Source organism: Roseateles sp. P5_E4 (assembly GCF_054049255.1).
This window is the reverse complement of the sequence record NZ_JBFUMS010000001.1, coordinates 486323-498444: the sequence shown is the minus strand read 5'-3', so window position 1 is coordinate 498444 and position 12122 is coordinate 486323. Positions and strand designations below refer to the sequence as shown.

11 protein-coding genes are annotated in these 12122 nt (G+C 68.4%); 5 read left to right on the top strand and 6 right to left on the bottom strand.

What is annotated here, in order from left to right:
• Positions 1–120: 120 nt before the first annotated feature.
• The 3 genes from ACXJLH_RS02090 to ACXJLH_RS02080 all read left to right on the top strand — a co-directional run bounded on the left by ACXJLH_RS02090 (position 121) and on the right by ACXJLH_RS02080 (position 3123).
• Complete coding sequence (locus ACXJLH_RS02090) at positions 121–1290, top strand: M20 aminoacylase family protein (RefSeq protein WP_457442315.1); 1170 nt, start codon at positions 121–123, stop codon at positions 1288–1290.
• A gap of 345 nt (positions 1291–1635) precedes the next feature.
• A complete protein-coding gene (locus ACXJLH_RS02085; RefSeq protein WP_157281518.1) occupies positions 1636–2307 on the top strand; it encodes a hypothetical protein in 672 nt (223 codons plus the stop codon).
• Positions 2308–2682: 375 nt separating this feature from the next.
• The gene (locus tag ACXJLH_RS02080) at positions 2683–3123 is read left to right on the top strand and encodes a hypothetical protein (protein ID WP_056197105.1); all 441 of its coding nucleotides are present in this window, start codon (positions 2683–2685) and stop codon (positions 3121–3123) included.
• Between the two features lie 499 nt (positions 3124–3622).
• On the opposite strand, the gene ACXJLH_RS02075 is transcribed toward ACXJLH_RS02080, so the two are convergent.
• The 6 genes from ACXJLH_RS02075 to ACXJLH_RS02050 all read right to left on the bottom strand — a co-directional run bounded on the left by ACXJLH_RS02075 (position 3623) and on the right by ACXJLH_RS02050 (position 9641).
• Positions 3623–3991 carry a DUF1428 domain-containing protein gene (locus tag ACXJLH_RS02075; RefSeq protein ID WP_056197103.1) on the bottom strand — a complete coding sequence of 123 codons (369 nt, stop codon included), beginning with the start codon at positions 3989–3991 and terminating at the stop codon, positions 3623–3625.
• A 379-nt stretch (positions 3992–4370) separates the two neighbouring features.
• Entirely contained in the window at positions 4371–5333 is a 963-nt protein-coding gene (locus ACXJLH_RS02070; protein ID WP_457442313.1) for a porin, read from the bottom strand.
• A 366-nt stretch (positions 5334–5699) separates the two neighbouring features.
• A complete protein-coding gene (locus tag ACXJLH_RS02065) occupies positions 5700–6194 on the bottom strand; it encodes an Lrp/AsnC family transcriptional regulator (RefSeq protein WP_056197100.1) in 495 nt (164 codons plus the stop codon).
• A gap of 49 nt (positions 6195–6243) precedes the next feature.
• Positions 6244–7683 carry an aminotransferase class III-fold pyridoxal phosphate-dependent enzyme gene (locus ACXJLH_RS02060; protein WP_457442312.1) on the bottom strand — a complete coding sequence of 480 codons (1440 nt, stop codon included), beginning with the start codon at positions 7681–7683 and terminating at the stop codon, positions 6244–6246.
• A gap of 133 nt (positions 7684–7816) precedes the next feature.
• A complete protein-coding gene (locus ACXJLH_RS02055) occupies positions 7817–8746 on the bottom strand; it encodes a 2-hydroxyacid dehydrogenase (protein WP_457442311.1) in 930 nt (309 codons plus the stop codon).
• Between the two features lie 7 nt (positions 8747–8753).
• Entirely contained in the window at positions 8754–9641 is an 888-nt protein-coding gene (locus ACXJLH_RS02050; protein ID WP_457442309.1) for a GNAT family N-acetyltransferase, read from the bottom strand.
• Positions 9642–10137: 496 nt separating this feature from the next.
• On the opposite strand from ACXJLH_RS02050, the gene ACXJLH_RS02045 reads away from it, so the two are divergent.
• Together ACXJLH_RS02045 and ACXJLH_RS02040 are read left to right on the top strand one after the other, a co-directional pair.
• Positions 10138–10803: a haloacid dehalogenase type II gene (locus ACXJLH_RS02045; RefSeq protein WP_457442308.1), complete on the top strand. Its 666-nt coding sequence runs from the start codon at positions 10138–10140 to the stop codon at positions 10801–10803.
• Between the two features lie 20 nt (positions 10804–10823).
• Entirely contained in the window at positions 10824–12113 is a 1290-nt protein-coding gene (locus ACXJLH_RS02040) for an NAD(P)/FAD-dependent oxidoreductase (RefSeq protein WP_457390986.1), read from the top strand.
• Positions 12114–12122: the final 9 nt, after the last annotated feature.

The following is a 12122-nucleotide window of genomic DNA, read 5'->3' as shown; positions in this document are numbered from 1 at the left end:
TGAAGGGCCGCTTGAGGGCGTGCCGGATGTGCGCCGGACTTCGCAAGAATCTGTCGTGCCGGCCCCGCAGAACAGCGAGCGCTGCTGTGGATGGCCGCTGCCCCGGATCTAAGCTCGGCCATGCTTGAAGAACAGATCCCCGCCACTGCGGTCGACGACCTGATGCCCGACCTGGTCGCCTTGCGCCGCGACCTGCATGCCCACCCGGAGCTGGCCTTCCAGGAGCGGCGCACCGCCGGCATCGTCGCGGCGGCGTTGCGCCTGCTCGGGCTCGAAGTGCACGAAGGCCTGGGTGGCACCGGTGTCGTCGGCACGCTGCGCCACGGCACGAGCGGCCGCTCGGTCGGGCTGCGTGCCGACATGGACGCACTGCCGATGGCCGAACAGTCGCGCCTGGGCCATGCCAGCCGCCATGCCGGCGCACACCACGGCTGCGGCCACGACGGCCACACCGCCATGCTGCTCGGCGCCGCGCGGCACCTGGCACGCACCCGGCAGTTCGACGGCACGGTGCACTTCATCTTCCAGCCGGCCGAGGAGGGGCAGGGCGGCGCCCGTGTGATGGTGGAGCAAGGGCTGTTCGAACGCTTCCCCTGCGACGCGGTCTACGCACTGCACAACTGGCCCGACCTGCCGCTGGGCCACGCGCAGACACGGCCCGGCCCCATCATGGCGGCGGCCGACCGCTTCGACATCACGCTGCGCGGCCGGGGTGGCCACGCCGCGCAGCCGCACCACACGCCCGACGCGCTGCTGGCCGCGAGCCAGCTGGTCGTGCAGCTCAACACCATCGTCTCGCGCCGCATCGACCCGGCCGATTCGGCCGTGCTGTCGGTCACCAAGCTGGAGGGCGGCCAGAGCCACAACGTGCTGCCGGCCGAAGCCCGCATCACCGGCACGGTCCGCAGCTTCGACGCAGCGGTGCAGGACCGCATCGAGTCCGCGCTGCGCGACGCGGCGGCCGGCGTGGCGCTGGGCCATGGCCTGGCGGTCGACGTGGCCTACACCCGCTACTACCCGTCCACCATCAACACGTCGGCGGAGGCCGCGCTCGCACTGGCCGCCGCTGCCGATGCCGGCCTGCACGCCACCGAAGCACCCAAGCCCGCCTTCACCAGCGAGGACTTCGCCTTCATGCTGCGCGAGCGGCCGGGCGCCTATCTGTGGCTGGGGCAGGGCGGCGACAGGCCGCTGCACCATCCCTGCTACGACTTCAACGACGAGGCGCTGCCGAACGGGGTGCGGTGGTTCTGTGCGTTGGTGGAGCGCGTGCTTCGGCCCGGCGAATGATCGTCGGCAAAGCTGGAGCGACGGGCATTCGTGAAGTGACCGCGGCGCCTCCGGGACCGGCCCTTCAGAGTGGGCCTTGCCTCCGCCGACCCAGGATCTAGGTACCTCTCGGATCAACGGCAGGTATCACAGTCGGCCAGCTGGCGGTTCCGACCCGTTGCAGTCATCGCGTCTGCGGCTTTGGGCGACAGCTACGTGCCCAAAGCTGAAGCTCGAGACCGACGGCGGACGGCGGCACCGCAGCGGTTGCAGTAATTCGATCAGGACAATCGAGTGGCAACATTCGGCCATTGCTGTCGTTCGCTGCCGACTTTTCTTGAGTAGGCATCCCATCGGAGAAAGAGTGTGACGAAGAAGATGGTCGAGTTCCGAGGCATCGAGGTCGTAGAAGGGTGGCCGGAGAGAATTCAAGAGGCTCAACTTCTTCTCACTTGTCACCCGAACGGCAAGGAGATGGGGCGCGTTCGGTATGGCGCGGAGGAGGACGACTGGGGCGCGAACGACCGGGCATGCCACGACTGTGGCGTCATCAAAGGCGAACTCCATGTTCCTGGGTGCGATGTTGAACGCTGCCCTTCGTGTGGAGGTCAGATATTCGGATGTGACTGCGATTGGTCGACAGATGGAGTCGAGCCGCCTGCTGCCAAACCGTCGAAGCCTTTCACCGACAAGCAGCTGAAGATCGTCGCTGCACGGAAGAAGTTCGTATGGCGTCATACCGGCTTTGCTTCAAACGGAGACGCCATATTTGAAGTGCACAACGGATCGGACATGCGATTGCCATACCTCTCCGTTGGAGTTCAGGGCCGAGGAGGGACCAAGTTGATCGGCGCCGTATGGCTCAATGTGGCTGGTATCGAGCCAGGCTCCAGCGGAAGGGTGCAACATGACTGCTATTCAGACCAACTCCGTCAAGACGAGGTTGAGTGCTTCAGCACGGCGGACCCTACGCCCGAGACCAGAGATCGCTTCTGGGAGTTCAACAGGCTCCCAAAGAAACGGGCGCCGGATGTGTGACCGGGTGGCCGAGCAAGTGTTCTTCGGCAAGCCTCAGGCCGCGGCTCAACTTCAACGTGAGCTTCTGCTAACGAGTGACGAATTTCGCGCTTGAGGTGACCGCTCAGCTTGGATAGCTGCCTGCCGTCTGGCCTGCCGTGAACGGCAGCAACCAGCCTGGAGCCGACGGCGGCTTGAGGGCTGCACCGCGCGCAGCGAGGAATGCAGGCTTGTCGCGAAGTCGCGGGCACCTTGTCGGCCAGCTCTTGTCGGCGGCCACCCCGACCCGGTCCCTTAACGACGACTGGCCGGGCCCCCAGGCAAAATCCAGATGATCGGGGCGACCCTGGCGTCAGGCCTGCCGGGAAGCCCACCTTTAAGAATGGAGCAGCGTCAATGGCACTGACGAAGAAGGGCGAGTTCTGGTACGGGACGACGTCCGGCGACACCCAGGCCGAGCTGCGCAGCTACAGCGTTGCGAATCGCCATGAGGCCGTCCGGTTTGCCGCGTCCAAATGCGATTGCGGGTGCCGGACCTTCGCGCTACAGACCGATGAAGAAGCCGGCGTGGCGATCCGCACCTGCACCGACTGCGGGCAGGAACACCTGATGGGCAACAGCGCGGACTACGTTGAAGAATCCGTGCCCGAGGCGCACGAGTGCGTGTGCGAGAACGAGGTGTTCGAGCTGATGTCCGGCGTCTCCGTGTACGCGGGCACACATGACGTGCGCTGGTACTACATCGCTTGCCGCTGCGTGGAATGCAATCTGGTCGGGGTCTTCGCAGACTGGAAGTGTGAAGCGGGTGATGCTGCGGCCTTCCTCGCCAAGGTATGAGCGGCCGAACCCCGCAGAGATCAGGCTCGCACGCTCGGGGTCACGCAAGGCTCAGAGTCGGGGCTCAAGTTTCAAGCCCTAGCACGAGCAACGCCTGACCCTCTCGCGCTGGAATGCCAAGCCTCGGCACATCGACGGCGCCATGATCGCACTTACCGCGCGAGCGGCCGAGGGGTGTCATGAAGTGGGCGGCGGACTTGGCTGTATCAATGACGGCTAGCGCTGCGGTCCCGTCCTCGGTCGTCGATCATGACCTTCCGCTATGGGCACGAAGCCGGCGCCCGAAGCAGCAGAGGCGACGACCGCTCCTGGCCGCCAGTGTGAAGCCATGCAGAGTCCCGAGAGCCGACATACTGGCCCGCAACGACGGGGTGCGCGGCGTTTGCTGGTCCCCGGAGGGGGTGCCCGGCGCGATATCCCGGAGGCACCGCCTGCGGACCGAAGGTTGCGCCAGATGCCCATCGTTACGCGCGGACCAGGGGCGGTGTCGCCCCGTCGCTCAAGCCTTCACTTCGACCACCTGTTCGAAGCCGCCAAAGATCATGCGTTTGCCGTCGAAGGGCATGGGCGGGTTGCCGGGTGTGGACGGATCCATGCGCGGGTCCTCCATCATCTTCTTCATGCCTGCGTCGCGCGTGGCCTTGTCCGGCCATTCGACCCACGAAAAGGCGACCGTCTCCTCGGCCGTGGCCTGGACTGCGCGGCGGAAATCGGTGACCTTGCCGTCAGGGACGTCGTCGCCCCAACCTTCGATCACACGGGTCGCGCCCAACTCGAGGAACATCGCGTCGAAGTGGCGCGCATGCTCAATGAACTTCTGCTTGTTGGCGGTGGGAACCGCGATCACGAAACCATCGATGTATGACATGTCTTCACTCCTGCTAAGTTGACCGGACGGAGCGCCCCCTGAGGGCACCTCGTCTCCCATCGACGAACGACGGGAACCCAAATCGACATGGCCTGCCCGTTGGAGCACATGCGCCCTGTGGCGGCGCCGAAACAGCATGCCCGTGGGATCAGCCGCCGCGGTGCCCGCAGCGTAGACGCCTTGGCCCAGCAGGTTACGCCGAGCGACCCGGCTCCCGACTGCAATTGTTTCGGAGCCTGCGACGTGGCGCCGGTCGGCGCAACCCGGCGCCGGCGTCGGGAGCGCCGTTTGCTGGCAGGGTGGTCGATCCGGCTGCGAGCGCATCGGGGCGGTGTGCCGGGCCAGTTCAATCTCGCGAAGGGGTCGTAGCGAGGCCCGGTCAGAACGAGTGCGTCATGCCCGCGCCGTAGACCTCTTTGGTACCGGTGCCGAGCAGGCGCTTGGAGGCCAGGTCCGCATACACCGTGGTGCGCTTGGACAGGCTGTAGCCGGCGCTCACCGAGACCATCTTCTCCTTCTTCAGGCCGTCCACGTCGGCCTGGCCCCAGCCTGCCTTCAGCGTCGTGGCGCCCATCACATAGACCGCGCCCAGCGTCGTCACCTTGGCCTTGGAGCCGGCGACGGATTCGCTGACGTTATACATGCCCATCAACGACAGCATGCCGAAGGCGGCACGCACGCCGACCGAGGTCTCGGTGGCGCCGGCGCTGTTCTTGCCGCTGCCCAGCATCATGCGCAGCTTGCCGTCGTTGTAGAGCAGGGTGGCGGCGCGCGTCTTCGCCACAGCGCCTGCGGGCGACTCGGGCGAGGCGCTGACGTGAAGCGAGACGTTGGCGAACTTCGGCGAGTCGTAGAAGACGGCGTTGGCCACGCGGCCCGAGCCACCGCCGGCCGGGTCGGCGGAGTAGTTCCAGTGCCACAGGTCCCAGGCGGGCGACACGATGCGGTCGTAGTTGCTCCAGGCGTCGAAGGCCCAGTCCTGCGCCTGGATGGCGTCGAGCGCGCGGCCCAGGCGCAAGGCGCCGAAGCCGCCCTTGATGCCGACGGTCGACTCGCCGTGCCAGAACGGCCTGCCCGTGCCGGCCTCGGACGCGCCGGTGTCTGCATCGAAACGGTGGCGCAGGCGGAAGGTCGCGGCCAGGCCGTCGCCGAGGTCCTCGGTGCCGGTGAATTCCAGGTGGCTGCGCTGGATGGTGCCAACGTTGGTGCGGCCCGCCGTGTCGCGGAACACCCCTGCGTCGATGCTGCCGCTGACCGTGACGTTGGATTGCGCGTTGGCGACGCTGCCGCACAAGGCAGCGCCGGTGACGACGAGAAGGCGGATACGGGTGAAAGCTGTCATGGATTCCCTCTTGTAGGTTGCTTGTCGGCGACGACGAGGGGCTGCAACTTCGATCCGGAAGCCGCACCGCTCGGTGCCAGGGCATTCCAGCACCGGGGGCTTCGTAGAGCGTCGCGTTGTGGCCGCCCGCAGCGGCACGAACTGCGGTTGTGGAAGGCGCGGGCAGCGCGATCTGCGCCGATGCCGAAACCGAGCGGCGCGCAGGCGATTGCTGCGGTTGGGAGGGGTGTTGCCGGCAGCGTCTGCGGCGTCATCACGACGCGGCGGCGCGGGTTCAGGTGGCTTGTGTCAGCGGCATGAAGTGGGAGGCGGCCCAATGCGCAGCAGGCCCGCATGGTGCGGGCCTGCTCAGGTCAGTGCGGGCGCTCAGCGCGTTTCGTGGAACAGCTTCTCGATCGGGCAATGCGTCTTCACGAACGGCGACTTGATGACGATGTAGCTGAAGTACTTCTCGATGCCGATGTTGCGTTCGAGCAGGCCTTCGATGACCTGCTGGTAGTGGTTCACGCCACGTGTCATGAAGCGCAGCAGGTAGTCGTAGCCGCCGCTGACGAGGTGGCACTCGAGGATCTCGTCGACCTCGCGGATGGCGCTCTCGAAGCGGATGAAGTCCTCGCGGTGGTGGTCGGTCAGCGTGACTTCGGTGAACACCGTCAGCGTGTCGCCCAGCTTCTCCAGCCGCAGATGGGCGCCGTAGCCGCTGATGTAGCCGGCCTGCTCCAGCCGCTTGACGCGGATGAGGCAGGGGCTCGGTGACAGTCCGACCGCATCGGCGAGATCGACGTTGGTGATGCGGCCGTTCTTCTGCAGCTGGGCCAGGATGCGCAGGTCCAACCGGTCGAGTTTGAGAGCTTCTGCCATGGTGGGTGCCCAAAGGTTGGCGAATGGCGCGATTGTGTGGCGCCGGTGTTCAGCCGCCGGACATCGCCGCGCGCACGTTGGGTGCCGCCAACGCATCGTCCAGCACGCGGCGCAGGCGTGTGAACAACTCGTCGAGTTCGACCTCGGTGATGGTCAGCGCGGGAGCAAAACCCAGCACGTGGTCGCCGAAGCTGCGGAACACCAGGCCGTGCTGGTAGCCGAGGGCGAACAGCCGGTCGGCCAGGCCCAATGCCGGGTCGAAGCCGCGCCGGCTGGCCTTGTCGCTCACCAGTTCCAGCGCGCCGAGCAGGCCGCGGTAGCGCACGTCGCCCACCAGCGGGTGCGAGCGCAAGGCCTCCAGCCCGGCGGCAAAGCGCGTGGCGACGCGCTGGGCGTTCGCGAGGATGCCGCCCTCTTCGTACAAGCGGATCACTTCCAGCGCCACCGCTGCAGACACCGGATGCGCGGAGTAGGTCGCGCCGTGGCCGATGGGCTGGCCGGCCGGGGCACCGTCGGCGATGCCGGCGTAGACCCGCTCGGACATCATCGTCGCGCCCATCGGCACATAGCCCGACGTCAGGCCCTTGGCCAGCGTCATCAGGTCGGGCTGCACGCCCTCGGCATCGCAGGCGAACATCGTGCCGGTGCGGCCGAAGCCGGTGATGACCTCGTCGACGACGAACAGGACGTCCAGCTCGCGCGCCGCGTCGGCCATCGCCTTCAACCAGCCCGGCGGCGGCACGATGACGCCGCCGGAACCCTGGATGGGCTCGCAGAAGAAAGCGGCGACGTTCTCCGCGCCCAGCTCGGCGACCTTGGCGCGCAGCGAGGCGACGGAGGCGGCGATCAGCGCCTGCGCGTCACCGCCGCTTTCATGGTGGTAGGGGTTGGGCGACGGGATGTGGTGCTGCGTGGCCAACGGCAGGTCGAAGCCGCGGTGGAAGACCGGCAGCGCCGTCAGCCCCGCGCCGGTGGAGGACGAGCCGTGATAGCCCCGCTCCAGCGCGATGAAGTGCTTCTTGGCCGGCCGGCCGGTGTTGTTGTAGTACTGCACGATGAAGCGCACCGCGGCGTCGACCGACTCCGATCCGCCCAGCGTCAGGTAGGCGCGGGTCAGCGAGGCCGGCGTGATCTCGACCAGCTTGGCCGCCAGGCGAATGGCCGGCTCGCTGGCGAAATGGAAGTAGCCGGTCGCATAGGGCAGTCGGCGCATCTGCTCGACGGCGGCCTGCACGACGCTCTCCTGGCCGTAGCCGACGTTGACGCACCACAAGCCCGCGAAGGCGTCGAGCAGCTCGCGACCCTGGGCATCCTGCAGCCAGACGCCGTGGCCTGAGCTCAGCACCATCGGGCCGCGCTCCTCGTGCCGGCGCCACGGTGCCACGGGGTGGATGAGATGCGCGCGGTCCAGGCCGGCCAGCGCAGCGTGCTGTTCCGGGGTGGTGATGGCGGCTCGGGCGGTGGTTTGGGCGAGGGGGAGGGCGGTCATGAGCAGCGTGTTGCAGTGGATGGCTGACGCTCAGTTTGGGCGTTCGGGCTCGCCGGTGGGTGCTGCATTGGCCGCTCGCGGCAGCGTCTTGCGCTGAACTGCGGGCCGCCACGGCAGAAGCTGCCGCTCGCGCTCAATAGCCTTTGCTGCGATCCACCAGGCCCACCAGCGGCAGCCCGGCTTCGAAACGCCGCAGGTTGTCCAGCACCACCGCGGCCGCCGTGTCAGGCTGCGTCATGCTGGCGATGTGCGGCGTGATCTGCACGCGCGGATGGCGCCACAGCGGGTCGTCCGCCGGCAGGGGCTCGGGATCGGTCACGTCGAGCACGGCTTCGCCGAGGTGGCCGTCGTCAAGGGCGCGCAAAAGGTCTGCGCTCACCAGCTGCGGGCCGCGGCCGACGTGAACCAGCGCCGCGCCGCGCGGCAGTGCGTTGAACAACGCGCTGTTGAGCAGGCCGCGCGTCGCGTCGGTCAGTGGCAGCAGGCAGACCAGGATGTCGCTGCGGCCCAGGAAGGCAGCGCGCTCGCCCTCACCGGCAAAACACCGCACGCCCTCGATGCTGCGCCGACTGCGGCTCCAGCCGGCGCAGTCAAAGCCCAGGCCGCGCAGCGCCTGCAGCACGGCTTCGCCAAGTGAGCCCAGCCCCAGCACGCCGACGCGGCACTGCGCCGCGGTGCGCACCGGCAGCGGCCGCCACAGCGCTTGGGCCTGCTGGCGCCGGTAGGCGGGCATGTCGCGGTGCAGGTCCAGCACGGCATGCAGCACGTACTCCACCATGCCCTGCACGATGCCCGGCTCCACCATGCGCACCAGCGAGACGGTTGGCGGCAGCGCGGCCAGGTTGAACTGGTCCACGCCGGCGCCGGTCGAGAACAGCAGCTTCAGGTTGGGGAAGCGCTCGGCCAGCTGCTCGGGCTGCTGCCAGGTGGCGAGGTAGTGCACCTGTGCCGGGTCGCCGGCATCCGGCCAGAGCCGGAAGTCCAGCGCCGGCGCGTCACGGCGGAACAGCTCGCCCCAGCGCCGGCCGCGCTCGGCGTCGGCCATGTAGAGGAAGGTGGCCATCGGTGCTTCAGCCCAGGGCCTGCGTGACGATGGCGTAACTCTTGGGCGCACCCGGCGCCGCTGGCTTGGCAGTCGGGCCGCGCTCCATCATGACCGGCGCGTCAACGCGCAGCAGGCCCATCGCTTCCAGCCATTCGGCCAGGCCGCTGTCCAGGTCGATGTCGATGCGCGTGAAGCGGCCGGCGTTGGTGCCGGCCAGGTGGGCAATGAGGGCCTTGGCGCCTTCATCGTCCGGCGCGACGACCGGCCCGATGGCATGGCCGCGGCCGAAGCGGCGCAGCAGGCCGAAGCCGCGCACCGTGCCGCCGTCGTCCAGCACGACGGTGGACTCCGCCTCGGCCAGCAGTTCGTCCAGCAACGCGTCGCGCGGCATGCCGCAGGCTTGCGCGTCGAGCGCCTTCAGCACCGGCGCATCGGAAGCGCCCGCCGGCCGCAGACGCCAGCCGCTATCCAGGGCCACCAGCGGCGCAGGTTGCGCGATGCCCTGGTGCTGGCGCAGCTCGCCGACGCGCACGAAGCCCAGGCGCTCGTAGAGGCCGCGCCCTTCGAGCGTGGCGTTGAGCCGAACGCGGCAATCCTGCAGCCCGTCGAGCACCGCACTCATCAGGCGGTGGCCGATGCGCCGGCCCTGCTGCGCCGGCGCGACGATGACCAGGCCGATGGTCGCGTCCTGCGCCCCCCAGCGAAAGCGCAGGGCGGTGCCGACGATCTCGCCGTCGCGCTCGGCGACGACGCCCTCGGCGTGATGGAAGACCTGCTTCCAGTCGGCCAGGCGGTGGGGCCAGCGCAGCGTGTCGGACAGGTCGTGAGCGGCCGCAAGATCGGCGGCACTCATCTTGCGCAGCCGCACGCCGTCGTCGGCGGGAGCTGCATTCGTGTTGGCGGGGGCACCCATGTGGCGGGGTCTCCTGAAGAGCAAGGGGTTGCCGATGTTGCGGCCTTTCGCGGGTGCCGCGCCAGCCCAAATACGACCCGCCACCCATTTCGGCAGCTTGCGCTGTGAGGCCTGCCGCGCACGGCATTCAATGCTGCGGCGGGCCAGTCTGCGACCACAAATTTCGCGGCGCCGTCCCTACCATCAGCGCCCATTCACCCATGACATCGCAGGTCAATCGCATGCAAGTCGCCCAGCCGCATTCGCCAATGCCCGCCCGGACTCCGGGGTCACGCAGGGTCGATTCGCGGTCCCCCATTTGCGCCACCGGCTGGTGCCTTCAGGGTTCCATTGAAGGGCGCTCGTCCCCGTCCAAGTGCACGCCGCAGGGCATGCCGCCGAGCCGCCTTCGAACGGCAGTTTCAGCGCCTGCGACAGCCCGTTTTCCCCACAAACCACTTCACTGCACATGCTGCAATGAAGCCCTGATGACAACCCACTGAGCGAGACGCGCAACATGAGCATCCGACCCAAGTACATCACCTTCGACTGCTACGGCACGCTGACCCGCTTTCGCATGGCGGAGATCACACGGGATATCTTCTTCGACCGCGTGCCGGCCGACCGCATGGAGCAGTTCATCGCCGACTTCACGGCCTACCGTTTCGACGAAGTGCTGGGCGACTGGCAGCCGTACGACGTGGTGCTGAAGAACGCGGTGCGCCGCCTGTGCCGCAAGTGGAAGCTGCAATACCTTGACGCCGAGGCGCAGCGCTACGTCGATGCCGTGCCCACCTGGGGGCCGCACGACGACGTGCCCGCAGGCCTGGCCAAGGTCGCCAAGGAAATCCCGCTCGTGATCCTGTCCAACGCGATGGACCATCAGATCCAGTCCAACGTCGCCATGCTCGGCGCACCCTTCCACCGGGTCTACACCGCCCAGCAAGCCCAGGCCTACAAGCCGCGGCTGAAGGCCTTCGAGTACATGATCGATTCGCTCGGCTGCAACCCCGAGGACCTGCTCCATGTGTCGTCGAGCCTGCGCTACGACCTGATGTCGGCCGACGACATCGGCATCGTCAACAAGGTCTTCGTCAACCGCGGCCATGGCCCCGGCTGCCCGGCCTACCGCTACACCGAGATCGCCGACATCGGCGGCCTGGCCGGCGTGGTCGGTCTCTGAACGTCGATAGCGGCCAGGCCATGAAACTCGATGCCTACTGGACCGACAGCGTGCCGGCGTTCGTGCCGGCGGCGCGCGAGCTGCCGCAGCGCGTGGACGTCGCCATCGTGGGCGGCGGCTTCAGCGGCCTGTCCGCCGCCCTGGCGCTGGCCAAGCGCGGTGCCACGGTGGCCGTGCTGGAGGCCGGTGCGCGCGTCGCGTCCGAAGCCTCGGGGCGCAATGGCGGCCATGTGAACAACGGCCTGGCGGTCGACTATGCGGAAGCCGCCGCGCGCCATGGCGCCACGCGGGCAGCCGCCTGGTACCGCGCCTACGACGACGCCGTCGACGCCGTGGCGCAGCTGGTTCAGCAGGAAGGCATCGCCTGCGATTTCAGCCGCACCGGCAAGCTCAAGCTGGCGACACGGCCGGCGCAGCTGGAGGCGCTGCGGCGCAGCGTGGAACGCCTGCATGCCGACGGTGTCGACACCGACACCGAGATTCTCGATGAGGCCACCGTGCGTGCCGAGGTGCAGAGCGAGCGTTTCCACGGCGGCATGCTCTACAGGCGCAGCGGCCAGATGCACATGGGCCGCTTCGCCAACGGCCTGGCCGAGGCCGCCGAGCGCCAGGGCGCGGGCATCTTCACCGGCACCTGCGTGCAGCGGATTGAGCGCACCCACGGCCACGCCCACCGCCTGCACACCACGCGCGGCACCGTGGCGGCCGACCAGGTGCTGCTGGCCACCGGGGCTTCGCGCCACGGCGGCTACCGCAGCTTCGGCTGGCTGCGCCGGCGCATCGTGCCCATCGGCAGCTTCATCGTCGTGACCGAGCCGCTCGGCGCGGAGCGCGCGGCCGCGCTGCTGGCGGCGCGCCGCACCTACACGACGGTGGCCAACATCCACCACTACTTCCGGCTGACGGCCGACCACCGGCTGGTCTTCGGCGGCCGCGCTCGCTTCGCGATCAGCAGCCCGCAGCAGGACGCCGCCAGCGGCGAGGTCCTGCGCGCCGGCCTGCTGGAGACCTTTCCGCAACTGGCCGGCGTGCGGCTGGACTACTGTTGGGGCGGCCTCGTCGACATGACACAGGACCGCCTGCCCCATGCCGGCGAGCGCGACGGCCTGTACTACACGATGGGCTACAGCGGCCACGGCACGCAGATGTCGGTGCTGATGGGCCAGCGCATGGCCGCGCTGATGGGCGGCGACACCGCCGCCAACCCGTGGGCGGACCGTGCCTGGCCGGCCATTCCCGGCCATGTCGGCCCGCCCTGGTTCCTGCCCGCCGTCGGCCTGTACTACCGGCTGAAGGATCGCCTCGCCTAGCCTGGAGCG